Origin of the sequence: Micromonospora sp. NPDC050417, from assembly GCF_044458865.1 — a bacterium.
GTDB lineage: Bacteria > Actinomycetota > Actinomycetes > Mycobacteriales > Micromonosporaceae > Micromonospora_G.
In genome coordinates, this window is sequence record NZ_JBITIH010000042.1 from 12277 (window position 1) to 32631 (window position 20355).

Here is a 20355-nt window from a genome sequence, read left to right on the forward strand (position 1 = left end):
GCACACACGCTTGCCGGCGCCGGGGACGGGTATCCGACGGGTCGGGGAACCCCGATCAGCGCAGTGGAGGGACATCGTGCACAGCACCCGGATCTCGGATCGGGACCAGCGCGTCCTGGTGGTCGTCTGCGAGCAGGGGGAAGAGGCGGTGGGGGCGATCACCGGCGCGGTGCGTACGCATGGCATCAGGGCCGCCCAGGTCACCGCCGTCGGCGGTTTCTCCGGCGGCGAGGTGGGCTACTACGACCGCGAGGCCCGGGACTACACCCGGATACCGGTCGACGGCCAGGTGGAGGTGCTGTCTCTGCTGGGCGACATCGTCGACCACGACGGACGGGCGGAACCGAACCTGCACGCGGTGCTCGGCCGCCAGGACGGTTCGGTGCTCGGCGGACACCTGCTCAGCGGCACGGTCTGGCCCACCCTGGAGGTCGTCATCACCGAGGTCGTCGCCGACCTGGGCAAGCGCTTCGACCCGGCGACCGGCGTCGCGGTCATCCGCCCCACCCAGCAGTCACGCTGACCACGTCACGCCCTCCCCGTCCGAACGCCGAAGTGAGGAAGGGCCCCTTCCTCTACCGAAAACGATAAGAAGGGGCCCTTCCTTACGGGCGGGGTCAGCCGCCGGGGTTGCTGGGGGCGGGAGCCGGGTTGCTCGCGGGCGGGGCGGCGGGGACACCCGCCGCGGCCGGCGGGACGGGAGCGGGTTTCAAATCCTCGGGTACGGGCAGCGCGCTGCCCTTGACGTACTCGTTCCAGTCCATGTTCCAGGCGGTCCAGCCGTTGCCGTCCTCAAGTTGCACCTCGGTGCCCCGAACGGTGACGAGGTCACCGACCTTTGTCGTTCGCATGAGGAAGGCGGCATCGGCGGCCGAGACGTTGGTGCAACCGTGCGAAACGTTCGTGCTGCCCTGATCCCCCTCCGACCAGGGCGCCGAGTGGATGAACTCACCACCCCAGGTCAGCCGTTGGGCGTCCTGCACGGTGACGACGTACGGGTCGGCCGAGCCGGTGGTGTCGAAGACCGTCTGCTCGTGCTTCTCCATGATCACCATTTTTCCGCTGGAGGTCGGGGTGCTCGGCTTGCCGAGGCTGACCGGAATCTTGCGGACCAGCTTGTCGTCCTTGAAGACCGACATCTGCTTGGTGTCGTTGTCGATGTCGAGGGTGACCTTGTTACCGATCTTCGCGGTGGCGGTCCGGTCCTCGTCGCCGAAGCCCTCCTTGCCCATCGGCACGCCGGCGAGAGCTGCCCGGACGCTGATGGTCGTACCCGGCTTCCAGAAGTCCGGCGCCCGGTAGAAGACCTGCTGTCCGTCCTCGGTCCAGTGCCAGGCTCCGCGCTGGGGCGGATTGGTGTTGACGATCAGACGTCGCTGCACGTCGGCCCGGCGCTCCTTGGGCACTCCCGGGTCGAAGTCGACGGTTACCGGCATCGCGACGCCGTACGTCCGTTTGTCCTGGAGGTAGAGGGTGGAGAAGACTTCCTTAGCCGGTTTGTCCATGGTGGTGAAACTGGTCGTCTGGGTCACGCTCTTACCCGCGTCGTTCGTCGCGGTCACCTGGGCGGTGTAGCGCTGTTTGTTCTTCAGTGCTTTATCCGGCATCCAGGACGAACCGTCCGGCCGGAGCGCACCCGCGACCTGCCCACCCTTGTCGTCGGTGAGCTTTACCTCGCTCACCTTCCCGCCGGTGACGGTCAGTCCGACCTCGGTGCTGATCGGGAGGTTCTTCGCGTCCGCAGCGGGACTGATCGCCAACTGCGGCGGCGGTGCTGGCGGCGCCGCATCCTTCTTGTCCTGACTGCTGGTGCAGGCCGCAATGGCCAGCAGTGGTACGGCAGCGACCACCGCCACCCAGCTTGTGGCCCGACGCCTCTCTTTCATGATCCCCACCCCATTCCGATAGCGTCTCGTCACATTGTGTAACGACATCCGGAACGTCGGAGCGGGTTCACAGCAGATGGACCGAACCGCACCCGCCCGCGCGGACCAGACGGCTCCCAAGAGCCGTGGATTCGGCGTTTCGGCGAGTAGAAGCGGCGTTTCCGGGTACGTCGCCGACGGTCTCCAGGAGCGGAAGCACACCGTCCACTCACGACCCCAGGGCTCCGGGACGATCGGTCAGACGCACCAAATCGCCCAGCGGTGCACACGCTGGGTAATCACCACCGAACGGACCAGCGGTCATCTTCCGCCCCCACGACAGGACGTCTCCGACCGAACATTGGGACTCCCCGACCGGCCCGGTCACCAGGTCGGGCACGATAGGGCGGTGACGGACGCGGTGATCTTTGACCTGGACGGCGTGATCGTGGACTCCGAACCGGTGTGGGAGGAGGTCCGTCGGCGCTACGTGGCCGCACACGGGGGCACCTGGCAACCCGACAGCCAGCGCCGGCTGATGGGGATGAGCACCGGCGAGTGGGCCCTCTACCTCAGCGCCGAACTCGGCGTCGACCGCTCCCCCGAGCAGGTCGCCACCGAGGTGGTGGACGAGATGGCCCGGCGCTACCTGGATCACGTACCGCTGATCGACGGGGCCGACCGGGTGGTCCGCGAACTCGCCGCGAACTGGCCGATGGGACTGGCCAGCTCGTCCCCGGCCAGGCTGATCGAGGCGGCACTGCGGGCCACCGGACTGACCGACGCCTTCGCGGTGACCCTCTCGACCGAACAGGTGGCCCGGGGCAAACCGTCGCCCGACGTCTACCTCCAGGTGGCGGAGCGGCTGGGGGTGGCGCCGGAACGCTGCGTCGCGATCGAGGACTCCTCGAACGGCGTACGGTCGGCCAGTGGCGCGGGGACGCGGGTGGTCGCCGTACCGCACGCCTCCTACCCCCTCGACCCGGATGCCGAGCGGCTCGCGGCGCTGGTCGTCCCGAACATCGGTGAGCTGACCGCCGCAACGGTGGGCGAGCTGGTGACGCCGCACGGGTGAAGTCGCCGCCACAGCGGTGGCGAGCAGACCACCCGAAACTAACCTCACTCTTGCCACGAACCGGATAATCTGCGCTTATCCGGAGGAACGGGCGGGAGGCGTGGTGGGCATACCCGACGGGACAGAACGCTCGACGATCAGCCTGGCGGTCAACGGGAGGCAGCACCAGATCCCACTGGACAACCGGACCACCCTCCTGGACGCGCTGCGGGAGAACCTCGGCCTCACCGGGGCGAAGAAGGGCTGTGACCACGGCCAGTGCGGTTCCTGCACGGTGCTGCTGGGCGGCCGCCGGGTGAAGAGCTGCCTGATCTTCGCCGTCGCCGCCGACGGCTCCGCCGTGGTCAGCGTCGAGGGCCTGGCCGACGGCACCGACCTGCGACCGCTGCAGGAACACTTCATCGAGTACGACGCCTTCCAGTGCGGCTACTGCACCTCCGGCCAGCTCTGCTCCGCCACCGGCATGCTGGACGAGATTCGTCAGGGCTGGCCCAGCGCGGTCACGGAGGATCTGGCCGCCCCGACGGTCGGAACGACCGACGAGGAGATCAGGGAACGGATGAGCGGCAACCTCTGCCGCTGCGCCGCGTACCCACAGATCGTGTCGGCGATCAGGGCGACCGCCACGGCGGAGGCGACCCGGTGAGGGGCTTCCGCTACCAGCGAGCCACCGACCCCGCCGACGCGGTACGGACCGTCGCCGGTGAACCGGACGCGGCGTACCTCGGTGGCGGGACGAACCTGGTCGACCTGATGAAGCTGAACGTGCAACGCCCCCGGCTGCTCGTCGACGTCACCCAGCTGCCCCTCGGCTCGGTCGAGCCGCTGCCCGACGGTGCTCTGCGGATCGGCGCGACCGTACGCAACGCCGACCTGGCCGCCCATCCGGCCGTCCGGCGCGACTTCCCGCTGCTGTCCCGGGCACTGCTCGCCGGCGCCTCCGGCCAACTGCGCAACATGGCCACCGTCGGCGGCAACCTGCTGCAACGGACCCGTTGCCTCTACTTCCAGGACGTCGGCAAACCGTGCAACAAGCGCGACCCCGGATCGGGCTGCTCCGCGCTCGACGGCCAGAACCGTGACCTGGCGATTCTCGGCTGGTCACCGTCGTGTGTGGCGACCCACCCCTCGGACATGGCCGTGGCGCTCGCCGCGCTCGACGCCCAGGTGGAGGTACTCGAACCCCAGGGTGCACGCGAGATCCCGCTCACCGAGTTCCACCGCCTCCCGGGCGACCGGCCCGACCAGGAGACCACGATGGCGCCGGCCGCACTGATCACCGGGGTCCGGGTGCCGACGCTGCCCTACGCCCGGCGCTCGGTCTACCGCAAGGCCCGGGACCGGGCGTCGTTCGCCTTCGCCGCCGGCAGCGTCGCGGTCGCGCTCGATCTGGACGGCGCGCTGGTCCGGGAGGCGCGGATCGCCTTCGGCGCGGTGGCGCACCGGCCCTGGCGGGCCCGGCTCGCCGAGGAGAGACTACGGGGTCGCCCGGCGACCATGGAGAGCTTCGTGCTCGCCGTCGACGAGGAACTCGCCGCCGCCCGACCGTTGCCACACAACGGCTTCAAGATCCCACTGATCCGTAACCTGACCGTACGCACCCTCGCCGACCTGGTCGAGGAGGCCACCCGATGACCGCGCCAGCCGGTGCCGTCGGTACGCCCCGGACCCGGTTGGAAGGCCGGGAGAAAGTGACCGGCGCCGCCCGGTACGCGGTCGAGTACCCGGTCGACCGGGTGGCGTACGCGTGGCCGGTGCAGTCCACCGTGGTCCGCGCCCAGATCAACCGGGTCGACGCCGACACCGCGCTCGCCACCCCCGGCGTGCTGAGCGTGCTCTGGTACGCCAACGCCCCCCGACTACACGACGAGACCGACCACGACCTGTTCCTGTTGCAGCGGCCGGAGGTGCGCTTCCGGGGTCAGGTGGTGGCGCTGGTGGTGGCCGAGACCCTGGAGGCGGCCCGGGAGGCCGCCGGCCTGGTCCGGGTCGACTACGACACCCTGCCGCACAGCACCGTACTGACCGAACGGCATCCGGGCCTCTACAAACCGGAGCGGGTCAACGCGGGATATCCGACGGACACCGCGATCGGCGACTTCGACGCCGGCTTCGAGTCGGCCGAGGTGCGGGTGGACCACGTCTACCGGACCCCGGCCTACCACAACAACCCGATGGAACCGCACGCCGCGACCGCGCACTGGCTCGACGGCCGCCTGCTGGCGTACGACTCCAACCAGGGCTCCAGCCGGATCGCGCAGAACCTGGCCAAGCTCTTCGCCCTCTCCCCGGGTGCCGTCCGGATCATCAACGAACACGTCGGCGGCGGTTTCGGCTCCAAGGGGTACACGCGCTGTCCGGTGGTGCTCGCCGCCATGGCCGCCCGTCAGGTCGACCGGCCGGTCCGGTTGGCGCTCACCCGCCAGCACCTCTTCTCCCTGGTCGGCTATCGCACGCCGACGATCCAACGGGTCCGGCTCGGCGCCGACGCGGACGGCCGAATCGCCGCCTTCGGACACGACGCGATCAGCCAGAGTTCCACCCTGACCGAGTTCGCCGAGCAGACCGCGACGTACGGCCGGAGCATGTACGCCGCCCCGCACCGCCGGACCACCCACCGGCTCGCCCGGCTGGACGTACCGACACCGTTCTGGATGCGTGCGCCGGGCGAGTGCCCGGGGTCGTTCGCGCTGGAGTCGGCACTGGACGAACTCGCCCTCGCCTGCGGGGTCGATCCGGTCGAACTCCGGATCCGCAACGACCCCGGCGCGGACCCGGAGGACGGACGGCCGTACAGCACCCGGAACCTGGTCGCCTGCCTGCGGGAGGGGACACGGCGCTTCGGCTGGTCCGAGCGAAACCCGGCGGTCGGCGTTCACCGGCAGGGCCGCTGGCTGGTCGGGACCGGAGTGGCCGGGGCGAGTTACCCGTCCCGCGCCGGTGCGTCCACCGCGACCGCACAGGCCAACCCGGACGGCTCGTACGACGTGGGGGTCAACGCCACCGACATCGGCACCGGCGCGCGTACCGTCCTCTGGCAGATCGCCTCGGACGCCCTCGGTGTGGCCCCGGAACGGGTTCGGGTCCGAATCGGCGACAGCGACCTGGGCATGGCCTTCGTGGCCGGCGGCTCGATGGGTACCTCCTCCTGGGGGTGGGCCGTCGTCAAGGCATGCGGGAAGTTGCGGGACCGGCTGCGCGCCCAGCCCGACGGCCGGGTCCCCGACGGCGGTCTGCGGGTGCGCGAGGACACCACCGACGACCTGGCCGCCCAGGCCGAGCAGAACCCGTACACGCGCTACGCCTACGGCGCCCACTTCGCCGAGGTACGGGTCGACATGGACAGTGGTGAGATCCGGGTCGGGCGGATGCTCGGGGTCTACGCCGCCGGCCGGGTGGTCAACCCGACGACGACCCGTTCGCAGCTCATCGGTGGCATGACCATGGGCATCTCGATGGCGCTGCACGAGGAGGGCTTGCTCGACTCCCGCTTCGGTGACTGGGTCAACCACGACCTCGCGAGTTACCACATCGCGGCGAACGCGGACATCGAGTCGATCGACGCCCACTGGATCGACGAGGACGATCCGCACCTCAACCCGCTCGGCGTCAAGGGCGTCGGCGAGATCGGCATCGTGGGCACCGCGGCGGCCGTCGCCAACGCGGTGCACCACGCCACCGGGGTACGGATCCGCGAACTCCCCGTCCGCCTGGACAAACTGCTGGTGGAGTGCTCCGCCCGCCAGGCGTGACAGCCCCCGGCGAGTGACCGGACAGCCCGGAGATCGATAACGACCAGTGGCATCACCACCTCCCTTTCGCTACGATCCGTACCCGGAGCATGACCTGAGGTAGGTCCTCACGTCGTGGTCGCGCAGCCCGCCGTACGCGCAAGCTGACGACAGGAGCCCCCGGTGACGGAGATCCAACAGGTGTCCAGCGCCCGCGCCTACCCGTTCCACCCGCCGCAACGGTTGGACCTCGACCCGCACTACGCCGAGCTACGTGAACAACAGCCACTGACCCGGATCCGGATGCCGTACGGCGAGGACGCGTGGCTGGTCACCCGCTATGCCGACGTCCGGATCGTGCTCGGCGACCCCCGGTTCAGCCGGGCAGCCGCGGCGGCACACGACGAGCCCCGCAGCACACCGCAACGACTCGGCACCGGCATCCTCGGCATGGACCCACCCGAACACAGCCGGCTCCGTACGCTGGTCGCCAAGGCGTTCACCGCCCGCCGAGTGGAGCGGTTGCGCCCCCGTACCCAGCAGATCGCCGACGAGCTGATCGACGCCATGATCGCCGCCGGTCCCCCGGCCGACCTGGTCGCACACTTCGCCACCCCGCTGCCGATCCGGGTCATCTGCGAACTACTCGGGGTGCCGGTCGCTGACGAGCACGACTTCCACCGCTGGTCCGAGGCGATCGTCTCGACCACATCGCTGCCACCGGAGACGATCCAGCAATACCTCGCCAGTCTGCACGGCTACATGGCCGGCCTGATCGAGCAGCGCCACCAGGCGCCGACCGACGACCTGCTCGGTGCGATGGTGCGGGCCCGGGACGAGGACCAGGACCGGCTCACCGAGACCGAGATGGTCGAACTGGCGGCCGGGTTGCTGGCCGCCGGACACGAGACGACCGTGACCCAGATCCCGAACTTCGTCTACACCCTGCTTCGGAACCCGGACGAACTCGCCCGGCTCCGGGCCGACCCCACCCTGCTGCCCGGCGCGATCGAGGAACTGCTCCGACACGTTCCGCTCGGCGCCGCCTCCGGCTTCGCCCGGTACGCGCTGGAGGACGTCGAACTCAGCGGTGGCCTGGTGCGGGCCGGCGAGGCGGTGATCGTCGAACTCGGCTCGGCCAACCGGGACGCGGCGGTCTTCGCCGACCCGGACCGGCTCGACCTCACCCGCGCACCGAACCCGCACATGGGCTTCGGGCACGGCGTGCACCACTGCCTCGGTGCCCAACTGGCCCGGATGGAGTTGCAGGTGGCGATCGGCGCGCTGCTCGCCCGTCTCCCCGAACTGCGGCTGGCCGTGCCAGCGGCGGAGCTGCCGTGGAAGAGCGGGATGCTGGTACGCGGCCTCAAGCAGATGCCGGTCACGTGGTGAGCCCGACCTGGCGGCTCCGGGTGGATCCGCGCCGCTGCATCGGTTCCGGCATCTGCGCCGGGGCGGCCCCGAAACACTTCGTCCTCGTCGACGGGCTCTCCACCCCGGTCGCGGAGCTGATCGCACCGGCCGGACCAGTCACCGACGCGGCCGAATCCTGCCCGGTGGAGGCGATCACCGTACGCGACACCACCGACGACCGCCTGATCGCGCCGGAACCCTGACCGGCGACTGCCGCCACGGGTGTTTCCACCGGCCGGAACCGGGTAGGTGGGGCCGTGTACGCGACACTGACGCCTACCCTCGGCCGGCAGTGGACGGGCCGGGCCGGGCAGCACGGTCCGGTCAGCCGCATCCGGACAGGCCCGCCCTGCTCCGGCCGGGGTGGGGTCGGTGCCGGCCGGGCCCGGTGACCGGTGTCGCCGCCCCCGCCCGCCGGGCGGACCCTACCGTCCGACCGCTACGGTTCCGTCCTGCTCCTGCTGCTGGCCAGCTTCGTCCTGTCGGCGTTCCTGCCACAGGGACGGATCCAGATCCTGCCGCTGGTGCTCTACCTGGCCGCGCTGACCCTGGCCCTGGGCCGCGCCCATCCACTCGGTATGGGCTCGCGCCGGTTCTGGTGGGCGATCAGCGTTCCCTCCGCCGCCGCCGTCGCCGTCAACATCACGGTCCATCACCGGGCGGCGTCCGGAGTGGTGTCGCTGTGGCTGGCCGTGATCCTGGCGCTGACGATCGTGGTGGTCGTCCGGCAGATCCTGGCCCATCAGGTGGTCACGATGCAGACCATCTTCGGCGCGCTGAGCGCGTACCTGCTGATCGGTTTCCTGTTCGCGGCACTGTTCTCGGCGGTCGGTCATCTCCAGACGGCCCCGCTCTTCTCCGACGGACGGCCGGCGACGGGTGCGACCATCCAGTACTTCAGCTTCGTCACCATGACGACCGTGGGCTATGGCGACTTCGCGGCTGACGGGGAACCCGCGCGAACCCTCGCCGTACTCGACGCGCTGACCGGGCAGATCTTCCTGATCACCCTGGTCGCCCGGCTGGTGTCGTTGTTCGGCAGCCCGTTCCGGAACCGGTAGGCTGCGCCGGTGATCTACAAGCTGCTGGCGAGGGCCGAGTGGGCCGAGGCAGAGGCCCGGGGCTGGTACGAAGGCTCCGCGGTCGACCGGCAGGACGGCTTCGTCCACCTCTCCAGTGGTGAGCAGGTCGTCGAGACCGCCGCCCGGCACTTCGCCGGGCAGGCGGACCTCGTCCTGCTCACCGTCGACCCGGACCGGCTCGACGACGCACTGCGCTGGGAACCGTCCCGGGGCGGCCTGCTCTTTCCGCACCTGTACGGCCCGCTCCCGGTGAACGCGGTGCTCTCGGCCACCCCGCTGCCGGCGGGCGTATCGGTACCGGAGGCCGTCGCCGCCCTGCTCGGCTGAGTCGCGACAGGCCGGCTGGGTCGCCACAGGCCCGTCGAGCACCGGTCGACCTGCCTCCCCCTGGCTCCGGGCGACGCCACGGCTCGGTGCGGCGCTACCGGGCCGGTTGGCCGCCGCCGCGCAGATCCTCCTCGATCCGCCGGGCGGTGGCGAGCAGCGGCGGTAGCAGTTCCTTGCGGATCACCTCGGAGCTGCCCCGGCTGGCGTGCGCGGACACGTTCAACGCGGCGATCACCGAACCGTCCTCGGCATGGATCGGCGCGGCGAGCGATCGGAGCCCCTCTTCCAGCTCCTGGTCGACCAGGGCGAATCCCTGACCGGCGATCCGGGTCAGCGCGGCACGCAGCTTGACCGGGTCGGTGATCGTACGGCGGGTCAGCGGGCGCAACCGCGCCGTGTCCAGGTAGCCGGTGAGCCACTGTGCCGACTGGCCGGCGAGCAGCACCCGTCCCATCGAGGTGGCGTACGCCGGGAACCGGGTCCCCACACTGATCGCCACCGCCATGATTCGCTTCGTCGGCACCCGGGCCACGTAGACCACCTCGTCGCCGTCGAGCACCGACATCGAACAGGATTCGTGCACCTGCGCGACCAGGGCCTCCATGTGCGGCTGGGCCACCTCCGGCAGGCTCAGGCTGGACAGGTAGGCGTAGCCGAGTTCCAGGATCCGGGGACGCAGTGAGAAGAGCCGCCCGTCCGTACGCATGTAGCCGAGTTCGACCAGGGTCAGCAGGAAACGGCGGGCGGCGGCCCGGGTCAGGCCGGTCTCCCTGGCCACCTCGCTGAGGGTGAGCTGCGGATGGACCGCATCGAAGGCGCGGATCACCGCTAGCCCGCGTTCCAGTGACTGGACGAACTCCGGACTGCGCGACGCGGTGTCGGTCGCCTCGGTCACCCATCCTCCTGTTGCAGAGTCCGCTGTGCGACCTTGAATGCCCGGTTCGCCGCTGGTACGCCAGCGTAGACGCCGACCTGGAGCAGCACCTCAAGGATCTCCTCGCGTGTCAGTCCGTTGCGCAGCGCCGCCCGCACGTGCATGGCCAACTCCTCGTCGTGGCGCAACGTCGCCAGCACCGCCAGCGTGACGCAGCTACGGGTACGCCGGTCCAGCCCCGGGCGGGTCCAGATCTCCCCCCACGCGTACCGGGTGATCAGATCCTGGAAGTCCTCGGTGAACTCGTCGGTGCCGGCGATCGCCCGGTCCACGTGCGCGTCGCCGAGCACTGCCCGGCGTGCCGCCATCCCGGCGTCGTACCGCTCACGGTCGTCCATCGCCGTCTCCGTCCGGCGCAAGGTGGTCCAGCAGCAGCCGGGTCACCGTCTCCGGTCGCTCGACGTTGGCCAGGTGCGCCGCCGACGCCACCAGCCGGAGCCGGGCGCCGGGAATCAGCCCGGCGATCACCTCGGCGTGCCGCACCGGGGTCGCCGGGTCGTCGGCCCCGGCGACGACCAGCGTCGGCGCCACGATCCTGGGCAGGTCCGGGCGCAGGTCCATCGCCCCGATCGCGTCGCAGCAGGCGGCGTAACCCTGCGCCGGGGTCGCCGCCAGCATGGCCCGGTAGGTGGCGACCACCTCGGGACGGGTCGCGGCGAAGGCCGGGGTGAACCAGCGGCCGACCACCGCGTCGGCGACCGCCCCGGTGCCGTCCCGACGCACCGTGGCGGCCCGCTCGCGCCAGCGCTCGGGCGGGCCGAGCCGCGCCGAGGTGCAGAGCAGCACCAACCGCTCCACCCGCTGCGGCGCGTACGCGGCCAGCCACATGCCGAGCATGCCGCCGAGCGAGAGCCCGGCGTACGACACCCGCCGCAGGCCGAGGTCGTCGAGGAGGGCGAGCAGGCCGGCCCCGAGACCGCCGATCGTGTACGGCGCCGACGGCGGTGCCGAACGGCCGTGTCCGGCGTGGTCGTAACGGACCACCCGGAACCGCTCGGTCAGCGCGCCGAGCTGCGGGCGCCACACCTGCCCGGTGGTCCCCAGTGAACTGCCGAGGACGAGCACGGGCGCCCCGTCCGGGCCGTCGACGGTGGCGTGCGGTCGCGTGGTCGTCACGTACTCTCCCTCGGTTGGTCGTCGGCCGCGCCGACCCCGTCGGCCGGGCGGGCACGGTCCAGCCCGGCGCCCGCGTGTCGCTCGTGATGCCAGGCCAGGGCACGGTCGACGAAGACCCCGGCGGAGCCGAGCCACAGGTGCGGGTCGAGCGCCCGGTCAAGTTCCTCCTCGGTCAACTGGGCGGCGACGGCCGGATCGGCGAGCAACGCGTCCCGGAAGGTCAACCAACTGCCCGCGCGTCTCGCCGCGCCGGCGGCACGGGCGACCGCGTCGTGCGCGGCGCCTCGGCCGAGCCCGCCCGCGAGGCGGGCGGCGACCGCCTCGGCGAGCACCAGCCCTCCGCTGGCGGCGAGGTTGGCCCGCATCCGGTCCGGCCGGACCAGCAGCCCGTCGAGCATCCTGCGGGTTCGGCCGACGGCACCACCGGTGAGGCGGACCAGGTCGAGCAGCGGCTCCCACTCGGCGTGCCAGCCGCCGGCCGCCCGTTCGTGTTCCTGGACGGCGGCGGAGAACATCGTGGCTACCAGGTGCGGGCCGCGCCGGGCAGCCGCGGTGACCAGGATCGAGTCGACCGGGTTTCGCTTGTGCGGCATTGCCGACGAACCACCCCGACCCGACCCGGCCCCCTCGGCGACCTCGGCCACCTCGGACTGGGCCAGCAGCCCCACATCCAGCGCGATCTTGCCGGTACCGGTCAACAGCGCGCCGAGCGCGGCACTGAGGTCGAGCAACGGCTGACGTCGGGTGTGCCAGGGCAACCGGGTCGTGGCCAGGCCGAGCCGGTCGGCCAGCCGGTCAGCCACCGCCGGGCCGGCCGGGCCGAAGCCGGCCAGGGTGCCGGCCGCGCCACCGAGCTGCACCGGCAGACCCCGCCGGGCGGTGGCCAACCGGGCACCGGCGTCGAGCAGGATGGCGAGCCAACCGGCCGCCTTGAGTCCGAAGGTGGTAGGTGACGCCTGCTGGCCGAGCGTACGGGCGACCATCACGGTGTCGCGGTGCTCCTCGGCAAGCCGGGCGGCGGCATCCGCCGCCGCGTCGAGGTCCCGCCGCAGCACCGCCTCGGCCCGGACGGCCACCAGCACGAGCGCGGTGTCGAGCACATCCTGGCTGGTCGCACCGATGTGCACCCACGGTCGGGCGTCGACCGGCACGGCGGCGGTGAGCGCGCCGACCAGCGGGACGACGGGGTTGCCGGCGGCCTCGGCCGCCCACCCGAGCGCGACCGGGTCGTACCGCCGGGCGTCACACTCACGCCCGATCGCCTCGGCGGCCGGGGTCGGCACCACGTCCTCCTCGGCCGCCGCCTCGACCAGTGCGCGTTCCACGTCGAGCAGAGCCTGCAACAACGCCCGGTCGGTGAGTTCGGCGTCGACCGAGGCGGTGCCGAACAACCCGCCGAACAGCAGCCGGCCCGTTGCGTGCGGTGCTGGTCCGGAGTGCTCGGACGGCTGGAGCTCAGACGGCGAAGAAGACGGTCTCATGCTCGCCCTGCAAACGGATGTCGAAGCGGAACCCGTCCGGGGCGGGCCGGGCGACCAGGGTCGAGCGGCGGGCCGGGTCGAGGCCGGCGAGCACCGGGTCGGCCGCGTTCGCCGCCGGCTCGTCCGGGAAGTAGAGCCGGGTGACCAGGCGGTGCAGCAGTCCACGGGCGAAGACCGAGAGGTCCAGGTGCGGGGCCTCGGTGACTCCGTCCGGGCTGGGCAGCGGGCCGGGTTTGAGCGTGCGGATCGCGTACGCGCCGGTGGCGTCGGTGGCACTGCGGCCGAACCCACGGAAGCCGGCGACGGTCGGGCGACGGGCACCCCGGGGATCGTCCGGGTGGTCGAAGCACCCGTCCGGGTCGGCCTGCCAGCTCTCCAGCAACGCGTCGACCACCGGGGCACCGGCACCGTCGAAGACCTGGCCACGCAGCCAGATCTCCCCCGGCGTGCCGGGCGGTACGACGTCCGGTCCGTCCGGCCAGAGGAGTCCGAGGTGCAGGTACGGTCCGACGGTCTGCGACGGTGTGGATCCGGACCAGCGGTCAGTCGTCGTCATCGTCGTCGACCCCGTCCTCGAAGGGTGTGCTCTCCCTGCCGCGCAGGACCAGGTCGAACTCGTACCCCAGGGCCCATTCCGGTTCGGAGACACCGTGGTCGTAGCGGGAGACCAGCCGCTGCCGGGCGTCCGGGTCGGGAATCGAGTTGAAGATCGGATCCTGGAAGAAGAGCGGGTCGCCGGGGAAGTACATCTGGGTGACCAGACGCTGGGTGAAGGCCCGGCCAAAGAGTGAGAAGTGGATGTGCGCCGGCCGCCAGGCATTGAGGTGGTTGCGCCAGGGGTAGGCGCCCGGCCGCACGGTGACGAACCGGTAGCGCCCGGCGGCGTCGGTGAGAGTCCGCCCGACCCCGGTGAAGTTCGGGTCCAGCGGGGCCGGCCAGTTGTCGACCGCGTGCCGGTAGCGACCGGCCGCGTTCGGCTGCCAGACCTCGACCAGGGTGCCCGGCACGGGGCGGCCGTCGCCGTCGCGTACCTGGCCGTGCACGATGATGCGCTGGCCGAGGGGTTCGCCCGCGTGCTGGCGGGTCAGGTCGTGGTCGAGCGGTCCGAGCCGGTCCGCGCCGAGCAGCGGCCCGGTGATCTCGGTCAGCCGCTGCGGGAGCAGTGCCAGGGGCTGGCTCGGGGCCCGCAGCGTGGTCGACCCGTACTCCGGGCTGAGTAGCGGCGGGTGGGTCCGGTCGCCGTCCGGGCGGTAGCGCGGCAGCGGCAGGCCGGTCGGGGCGCGCTGCGTGAAGTCGGTCATCGGAACCTCCTAACAGGCTTCGAGACGACGGCCAGTTCCTGACGGCCGCCGACGCGGTTCGCGGCCGGCACGAGGCCACCGGTGGTCACGCCGTGCCGCCGAGGGTGGCGGTCAGGGAGCGCAGCGCGGTGAGTTCGAGGTTGGTCGGTTCGTCGCTGGTGACGAGGTCGTCGGAGACCGCCAGCGGCCAGCCGGTGGCGGCACGCGCCTGCGCGACGGTGGCACCGGGGTGCAGGCGGGTCAGGGTCAGTTCGAGGCTGTCCGGGTCGGGTTCCAGGATGCCGAGGTCCGTGATGACCAGACGGGGGCCGCCGCCGCGTAGCCCGAGCCGTTCCCGGTCGCCGGGTCCCCTGCCGTAGCCGACAGAGGTGACGAAGTCGACCGTGTCGACGAACGTACGCGGGGACTGCCGGACCACGACCACCACCTCGCGGCAGGAGGCGGCGATCTCGGGGGCGCCGCCGGCTCCGGGTAGTCGCACCTTCGGGTCGTCGTAGCTGCCGCCGATCACCGTGGTGTTCAGGTTGCCCAGGCGGTCGAGCTGGGCCGCGCCGAGGAAGCCGACGTCGATCCGGCCGGGCTGGAGCCAGTAGTTGAAGACCTCGGGGACGGAGACGACCGAGTCGGCGGTGTCGGCGAGGATGCCGTCGCCGATCGAGAGCGGCAGCCGGTCGGGCTTGGCACCGAGGCAGCCGGACTCGTAGACGAGCGTCAGGCGGGGTGCGTGGGTGGCGCGGGCCAGGTTCGCCGCGGTGCTCGGTAGGCCGATGCCGACGAAGCAGGCGCTGCCGTCACGCAACTGCCGGGACGCGGCCACGGTCATCATCTCGTCGGCCGTCCACTCCGGACGGTCCTCCACACCGGCCCCTGGACTCATCCGAGTGCCCCCACTTCCAGCACGTGTCGCTCCATCCACTGGCGGAAGGTGTCCCGGTCCCGACTGATCTCGTCCCAGCCGACGTAGAAGTCGTTGTCCCGGACCGAGTAGCCCTGGGCGTACGAGGGGTGGGACCCGCCGGGGACCTCGGCCACCGCGGTCACCGCCCACGAGGGGAGGATGACCTGACCTGGTACGGGCTCCAGCCGGTCGACCACCTCCTCGACGGTGACCAGGGACCGGTGCGCGGCGAGCACCGCCTCCTTCTGGACCCCAGTGATGCCCCAGAGCTGTACGTTGCCGGCGCGGTCGGCCCGTTGGGCGTGCACCACGGTCACGTCCGGTCGCAGTGCCGGCACCGCGGTCAGCAGCTCACCGGTGAACGGGCAACTGATCGCCTTGATGTTCGGTGTGTGTCGGGCCAGGTCGGTGCCGGTGTATCCGCGCAGTACGGCGAACGGCAGGCCGGAGGCGCCGGCGACGTACCGGTTGGCCATCCCGGCGTGGCTGTGTTCCTCCAGTTGGAGCCGGGTCGGCCAGGAGTTCTGCACCGCGTCGCGAAACCGGTGCAGGGAGCCGACGCCAGGGTTGCCGCCCCAGGAGAAGACCAGGTGACTGGCGCAGCCCATGCCGATCAGCTGGTCGTAGATGACGTCCGGGGTCATCCGGACCAGGGTCAGGTCACACCGGCCCTGACGGATGATCTCGTGTCCGGCGGCGAACGGAATGAGGTGGGTGAACCCTTCCAGGGCGACCACGTCGCCGTCGCTCACCAGTTCCGCGATGCCCTCCGCGAGCGAGACGATCCTTGCCATCGGCCTTCTGCCTCCCGTCGCGGAACCACCGCCATCTGTTCGGCATACGGACTTCCGTCCTCATTTCGAACGTAGCCGCCCCGGACGCGATCCGTCAACGAGCGCCGGAAGCGGCTGCGACGCGCAGTCTCCGGCCGTTGCGGAAATGTTGCGGACACCCGTTGACGTGAGCCAGGCCACATGCCAACGTTCAAGATGAGAACAGCCGTTCGGCGTGCGAACACGATCAGGGCTTGCGAACACCCCGCGGGGGCTTCCGATCGAGGCCCTTCCCCTCGGTCCACAGGACCACCGGACGCAGGAGCAACTCATGCGCCGTCTCCACGCCAGCACCGCCTGGCCGACCGGGATCGACCGGGAATCGGTGCGGGTCATGGCCGACCTGGTGGTCACCGACGAACTGACCAAGAAGAAGGTCGCCATCTCGGAACTCCTGCCGTGACCGCAGCCCCACCGGTCGCACCGCCAGCCGTCGCCGCCGACGCGAGGATCCGCCCGCCGCTGCTGCGCCGGCTGATCGCAGGCAACACGCTGCTCGGCGTACTGGGCTTCGCCTCGTTCCTGGCCGTGCTCGAGGCGGTTCCCCGGATCGGCCTGGTCTCCCCGGACTACCTCCCACCGGCCAGCGAGATCGCCGGAGAACTGGCCCGACTACTCGGCGAACAGACCTTCTGGGTCGCCGCCGGAGAGACCGTCCGCGGCTGGTTCCTCGGCCTCACCATCGCGGTGGCGCTCGGGGTCGTCCTCGGCTTCACCATCGGCACGGTCGGGGTGCTGCGAGAGTTCACCGCCTCCACCGTCGAGTTCCTCCGCCCGATCCCGTCGGTGGCGCTCATCCCGCTCGCCGTCCTGCTCTTCGGTACGGACCTGCGCTCGGTTCTGCTGCTGGTCGTCTACGCCTCGTTCTGGCAGGTGCTGATCCAGGTGCTCTACGGCGTCCAGGACGTCGACCCGGTGGCCCGGGACACCGCCCGTACGTTCGGCCTCGGCCGGCTGGCCCGAATCCGGTACGTCACCTGGCCCACCGCGCTGCCGTACCTGCTCACCGGGGTCCGGCTCGCCGCCGCGGTGGCCCTGATCCTGGCGATCACGGCGGAACTCATCATCGGCGCACCCGGCCTGGGCAACGCCATCGGTACGGCACAGTCCGGCGGCGCGGTCGCCGAGATGTACGCCCTGGTCGTCGTCACCGGACTGCTCGGGGTGACGGTCAACACGCTGGCCCGGCTGGTGGAACGCTCGGTGCTCGCCTGGCACCCCTCGATCCGCAGCGAGGTGGCCGCATGAACGTGATGCCGCGGATGGCACGCGGCGCACTCGCCGCGCTGCTGCTGCCGATCGTCCTGTTCGCACTTTGGTGGGTCAGCTCCGCCAACAGCGAGAGCTACTATCTGCCACCGCTGTCGGAGATCCTCACCACCTTCGACGACGTCTGGTTGCGGACCAGCCGGCTCGCCGACGACGTACTGCCCAGCCTGGTCCGGCTGCTCACCGGGTTCGGCCTGGCCGTCCTGCTCGGCGTCGGTCTCGGCGTGGTAATCGGCTCGTCGCGACCGGTCCGGGCCTTCTGCGAACCGGTACTGGAGTTCCTCCGGGCGATCCCGCCGCCGGTGCTGGTCCCGGTGCTGATGCTCTTCGCCGGCATCGGCGACTCGATGAAGGTGCTGGTCGTCGTCTCCGGCTGCCTCTGGCCGATCCTGCTCAACACGGTCGAGGGCGTACGCGCGGTCGACGAGGTGCTCTCCGAGACGTCCCGCTGCTACGGCATCACCGGGCCGGCGCGGCTGTGGCACCTGGTGGTCCGCTCGGCCAGCCCGCAGATCGTCACCGGCATGCGGCAAGGGCTCTCGATCGGCATCATCCTGATGGTCATCAGCGAGATGTTCGCCGCCAGCAACGGGCTCGGCTTCACCATCATCCAGTTCCAGCGATCGTTCGCGGTCACCGAGATGTGGACCGGCATCCTGCTACTCGGCCTGCTCGGGTTCCTGCTCGCGCTCGGCATGCGGGTCTTCGAGCGGCGGGTCCTCCACTGGTACTTCGGGCTGCGGCAGGCCCAGCGAGGCGGGAGTCGATGAGCACCATGAGTCAGGCGCGTACCCAGTCCGATGTGCTGCTCGACGTGCGCGGCGTACGCAAGGTCTACGACGGACGAGGCCGGTCGGTCGAGGCGGTCCGGAACCTGACCTTCGCAGTCGACCGGGGCGAGCTGGTCTGCGTCGTCGGTCCGTCCGGCGCCGGCAAGACCACGTTGCTGCGCTGCATCGCCGGGCTGCTCACCCCGACCGACGGGCAGGTGGTGCTGGAAGGAATCCCGGTGGCCGGGCCGCCGCCAGGCATGGCCGTCGTCTTCCAGGAGTACGGCCGCAGCCTCTTCCCCTGGATGACCGTACGGGGCAACGTCGAACTACCCCTGAAACAGAAGGGACTGCCCCGAGCCCGACGCCGTGAGCTGGTCGGCTCCGCGCTCGCCGCGGTCGGACTCGCCGACGTACACCACGCCCACCCGTGGCAGCTCTCCGGCGGCATGCAACAGCGGGTGGCGATCGCCCGCGCGGTCGCGTACGAGCCGCACATCCTGCTGATGGACGAGCCGTTCGCGGCGGTGGACGCGCAGACCCGGGCCGATCTGGAGGATCTGGTCCGCTCCCTGTGGCAGCGGCTCGGGGTGACCATCCTGTTCGTCACCCACGACATCGACGAGGCGGTCTACCTCGGCCAGCGCGTCCTGGTGCTCTCCCGTTCGCCGACCGTGGTCCTCGACGACGTACGGGTCGACCTGCCGGCCGAACGCGACCAGCTCGGCACCCGCTCGTCGAGCCGCTTCGCCGAGTTGCGTGCGCACGTGTTCGGGCAGATCCAGCGGGCGAAGGATCCCCAGCGGGCCGAACGGTCATGACCACCGTCCGGCCGTGAGAGGAGAACCGATGCGCGCCCAGGTCGGGATCGTCGGGGCGGGACCCGCCGGGCTGATGTTGTCGCACCTGCTGCACCTGCGTGGCATCGCGTCGGTGGTGGTCGAGTGCCGCAGCCGGGAGTACGTCGAACGGCGGGTCCGGGCCGGAGTGCTGGAACAGGGTTCGGTGGACCTGCTGCGGGAGGCCGGGCTCGGTGAACGGCTCACCCGTGAGGGGGCCCGGCACGAGGGCATCGAACTGCGCTTCGCGGGTGAGGCGTACCGGGTGCCGATGACCGAGCTGACCGGCCGGGCGATCACCGTGTACGGGCAACAGGAGGTGGTGAAGGACCTCGTCGCCGCGCGGCTCTCCGCCGGTGGCGAGATCGTGTTCGAGGTCGACGACGTCGGTCTGCACGGGCTCGATTCGGAGTCACCGCTGATCCGCTTCCGCCACCACGGTCGGGAGGTGAAGCTGCGCTGCGACTTCGTCGTCGGCCGCGACGGGTCGCACGGGGTCAGCCGGGGCGCCGTCCCCGACGGCGTCCTCACCAGCTACGAACGCAGCTACCCGTTCGCCTGGCTGGGCGTACTCGCCGCCGCCGCACCAGCGGTGGACGAACTGGTCTACGCCCACCACGAGCGGGGGTTCGCGCTGTACAGCCTCCGCTCGCCGGAGATCTCCCGGCTCTACCTCCAGGTCGATCCGGCGGAGAAGCTGGAGGAGTGGCCCGACGAACGGATCTGGTCGGAGCTGGGTACGCGACTGGAGACGGTGCCGGGTGGGACGGTGAACACCGGGCCGATCCTGGAGAAGAGCATCACCCCGATGCGAAGCGTGGTGGTGGAGCCGATGCAGTGGCGGCGGCTCTTCCTCGCCGGAGACGCGGTGCACATCGTGCCACCGACCGGCGCCAAGGGGATGAACCTGGCGCTCGCCGACGTGGCGCTGCTCGGCGAGGCGTTCGCCGACTGGTACACGTACGGGCGCGACGGCCTGCTGCGGGACTACTCCCGTACCGCTCTGCGTCGGGTCTGGCGGGCGCAGCACTTCTCCTGGTGGATGACCTCGATGCTGCACCGGCTGGACCGCCACGACCCGTACGAGCAGCAGTTGCAGCTCTCCACCCTGCGGTACGTCGCCAGCTCCCGGTCGTACGCGACCAGCCTCGCCGAGAACTACGTCGGGCTGCCGAACGTCTGACCTGCGGGCGTCCGACCTCCGCCAGCACCGGGAACGGGTGCCGGAGGTAGGTTGCCGCAGTGGCGACGATCGAGCTGAGCACCCCCGTCCCGGCGCCGGTGGCGCAGGTCTTCGACCTGTCCATCAACGTGGACGCGCACACGCAATGCCGCTTAGTTAAGGCGTTGTTTGGTGATCTTGTTGGTGGTTTGGCTGGGTGTGAGGGTGATTGTGTGGTGGGTGTGGGCGGGTGGTCGGG

General features: G+C 71.0%; 23 protein-coding genes. 14 read left to right on the forward strand and 9 right to left on the reverse strand.

From position 1 onward, the window contains the following. The first annotated feature begins 76 nt into the window (after nucleotides 1–76). On the forward strand, nucleotides 77–523 hold the full coding sequence (locus ACIBF5_RS31600; RefSeq protein WP_396816552.1) for a PPC domain-containing DNA-binding protein: 447 nt from the start codon (nucleotides 77–79) through the stop codon (nucleotides 521–523). A gap of 94 nt (nucleotides 524–617) precedes the next feature. Here ACIBF5_RS31600 and ACIBF5_RS31605 read toward each other — a convergent pair whose 3' ends face one another. Continuing rightward, nucleotides 618–1886, reverse strand: coding sequence for an Ig-like domain-containing protein (locus ACIBF5_RS31605; protein WP_396816553.1), 1269 nt, complete (start codon nucleotides 1884–1886; stop codon nucleotides 618–620). A 388-nt stretch (nucleotides 1887–2274) separates the two neighbouring features. Between ACIBF5_RS31605 and ACIBF5_RS31610 the strand changes: the two genes are divergently transcribed. The 8 genes from ACIBF5_RS31610 to ACIBF5_RS31645 all read left to right on the forward strand — a co-directional run bounded on the left by ACIBF5_RS31610 (nucleotide 2275) and on the right by ACIBF5_RS31645 (nucleotide 9493). Next, nucleotides 2275–2940, forward strand: coding sequence for an HAD family hydrolase (locus ACIBF5_RS31610; RefSeq protein WP_396816554.1), 666 nt, complete (start codon nucleotides 2275–2277; stop codon nucleotides 2938–2940). 109 nt (nucleotides 2941–3049) lie between these two features. After that, nucleotides 3050–3586: a (2Fe-2S)-binding protein gene (locus tag ACIBF5_RS31615; RefSeq protein ID WP_396816573.1), complete on the forward strand. Its 537-nt coding sequence runs from the start codon at nucleotides 3050–3052 to the stop codon at nucleotides 3584–3586. Then, nucleotides 3583–4575, forward strand: coding sequence for an FAD binding domain-containing protein (locus ACIBF5_RS31620; RefSeq protein ID WP_396816555.1), 993 nt, complete (start codon nucleotides 3583–3585; stop codon nucleotides 4573–4575). The genes ACIBF5_RS31615 and ACIBF5_RS31620 overlap by 4 nt, the downstream gene beginning before the upstream one ends. Continuing rightward, a complete protein-coding gene (locus ACIBF5_RS31625) occupies nucleotides 4572–6692 on the forward strand; it encodes a xanthine dehydrogenase family protein molybdopterin-binding subunit (protein WP_396816556.1) in 2121 nt (706 codons plus the stop codon). Before ACIBF5_RS31620 ends, ACIBF5_RS31625 begins: the two co-directional genes overlap by 4 nt. A gap of 162 nt (nucleotides 6693–6854) precedes the next feature. Further along, nucleotides 6855–8063 (forward strand): cytochrome P450, encoded by a 1209-nt coding sequence (locus tag ACIBF5_RS31630; RefSeq protein WP_396816557.1) that lies wholly within the window; start codon nucleotides 6855–6857, stop codon nucleotides 8061–8063. Next, nucleotides 8057–8287, forward strand: coding sequence for a ferredoxin (locus ACIBF5_RS31635; protein WP_396816558.1), 231 nt, complete (start codon nucleotides 8057–8059; stop codon nucleotides 8285–8287). The genes ACIBF5_RS31630 and ACIBF5_RS31635 overlap by 7 nt, the downstream gene beginning before the upstream one ends. Nucleotides 8288–8479: 192 nt before the next feature. Next, on the forward strand, nucleotides 8480–9145 hold the full coding sequence (locus ACIBF5_RS31640; protein ID WP_396816559.1) for an ion channel: 666 nt from the start codon (nucleotides 8480–8482) through the stop codon (nucleotides 9143–9145). Nucleotides 9146–9154: 9 nt separating this feature from the next. Then, nucleotides 9155–9493 carry a DUF952 domain-containing protein gene (locus ACIBF5_RS31645; RefSeq protein WP_396816560.1) on the forward strand — a complete coding sequence of 113 codons (339 nt, stop codon included), beginning with the start codon at nucleotides 9155–9157 and terminating at the stop codon, nucleotides 9491–9493. A gap of 94 nt (nucleotides 9494–9587) precedes the next feature. Here ACIBF5_RS31645 and ACIBF5_RS31650 read toward each other — a convergent pair whose 3' ends face one another. From ACIBF5_RS31650 to ACIBF5_RS31685, 8 genes are all read right to left on the reverse strand, one after another. Then, a complete protein-coding gene (locus tag ACIBF5_RS31650; RefSeq protein ID WP_396816561.1) occupies nucleotides 9588–10388 on the reverse strand; it encodes an IclR family transcriptional regulator C-terminal domain-containing protein in 801 nt (266 codons plus the stop codon). Then, nucleotides 10385–10765, reverse strand: coding sequence for a 4-carboxymuconolactone decarboxylase (pcaC, locus tag ACIBF5_RS31655; protein WP_396816562.1), 381 nt, complete (start codon nucleotides 10763–10765; stop codon nucleotides 10385–10387). Before pcaC ends, ACIBF5_RS31650 begins: the two co-directional genes overlap by 4 nt. Beyond that, nucleotides 10752–11543, reverse strand: coding sequence for a 3-oxoadipate enol-lactonase (pcaD, locus tag ACIBF5_RS31660; RefSeq protein ID WP_396816563.1), 792 nt, complete (start codon nucleotides 11541–11543; stop codon nucleotides 10752–10754). The genes pcaC and pcaD overlap by 14 nt, the downstream gene beginning before the upstream one ends. After that, nucleotides 11540–13024, reverse strand: coding sequence for a 3-carboxy-cis,cis-muconate cycloisomerase (gene pcaB, locus ACIBF5_RS31665; RefSeq protein WP_396816564.1), 1485 nt, complete (start codon nucleotides 13022–13024; stop codon nucleotides 11540–11542). Before pcaB ends, pcaD begins: the two co-directional genes overlap by 4 nt. Then, complete coding sequence (pcaG, locus tag ACIBF5_RS31670; protein WP_396816565.1) at nucleotides 12999–13580, reverse strand: protocatechuate 3,4-dioxygenase subunit alpha; 582 nt, start codon at nucleotides 13578–13580, stop codon at nucleotides 12999–13001. The genes pcaB and pcaG overlap by 26 nt, the downstream gene beginning before the upstream one ends. Beyond that, complete coding sequence (gene pcaH / locus ACIBF5_RS31675; protein WP_396816566.1) at nucleotides 13567–14325, reverse strand: protocatechuate 3,4-dioxygenase subunit beta; 759 nt, start codon at nucleotides 14323–14325, stop codon at nucleotides 13567–13569. Before pcaH ends, pcaG begins: the two co-directional genes overlap by 14 nt. 85 nt (nucleotides 14326–14410) lie before the next feature. Next, the gene (locus ACIBF5_RS31680) at nucleotides 14411–15151 is read right to left on the reverse strand and encodes a CoA-transferase subunit beta (RefSeq protein WP_396816574.1); all 741 of its coding nucleotides are present in this window, start codon (nucleotides 15149–15151) and stop codon (nucleotides 14411–14413) included. 47 nt (nucleotides 15152–15198) lie between these two features. Then, a complete protein-coding gene (locus ACIBF5_RS31685) occupies nucleotides 15199–16017 on the reverse strand; it encodes a CoA transferase subunit A (protein ID WP_396816567.1) in 819 nt (272 codons plus the stop codon). Nucleotides 16018–16327: 310 nt separating this feature from the next. Here ACIBF5_RS31685 and ACIBF5_RS31690 point away from each other — a divergent pair, with 310 nt between their 5' ends. Genes ACIBF5_RS31690 through ACIBF5_RS31710 form a run of 5 tightly spaced genes read left to right on the forward strand, consistent with a single transcriptional unit; the run spans nucleotide 16328 to nucleotide 20117 of the window. Further along, nucleotides 16328–16459, forward strand: a complete 132-nt coding sequence (locus tag ACIBF5_RS31690; RefSeq protein ID WP_396816568.1) for a hypothetical protein — start codon at nucleotides 16328–16330, stop codon at nucleotides 16457–16459. Continuing rightward, a complete protein-coding gene (locus tag ACIBF5_RS31695) occupies nucleotides 16456–17304 on the forward strand; it encodes an ABC transporter permease (RefSeq protein ID WP_396816569.1) in 849 nt (282 codons plus the stop codon). Before ACIBF5_RS31690 ends, ACIBF5_RS31695 begins: the two co-directional genes overlap by 4 nt. Beyond that, a complete protein-coding gene (locus ACIBF5_RS31700) occupies nucleotides 17301–18095 on the forward strand; it encodes an ABC transporter permease (protein ID WP_396816570.1) in 795 nt (264 codons plus the stop codon). Before ACIBF5_RS31695 ends, ACIBF5_RS31700 begins: the two co-directional genes overlap by 4 nt. Further along, nucleotides 18092–18916: an ABC transporter ATP-binding protein gene (locus tag ACIBF5_RS31705; RefSeq protein WP_396816571.1), complete on the forward strand. Its 825-nt coding sequence runs from the start codon at nucleotides 18092–18094 to the stop codon at nucleotides 18914–18916. The genes ACIBF5_RS31700 and ACIBF5_RS31705 overlap by 4 nt, the downstream gene beginning before the upstream one ends. A 28-nt stretch (nucleotides 18917–18944) precedes the next feature. Then, nucleotides 18945–20117 (forward strand): 4-hydroxybenzoate 3-monooxygenase, encoded by a 1173-nt coding sequence (locus ACIBF5_RS31710; RefSeq protein ID WP_396816572.1) that lies wholly within the window; start codon nucleotides 18945–18947, stop codon nucleotides 20115–20117. Nucleotides 20118–20355: the final 238 nt, after the last annotated feature.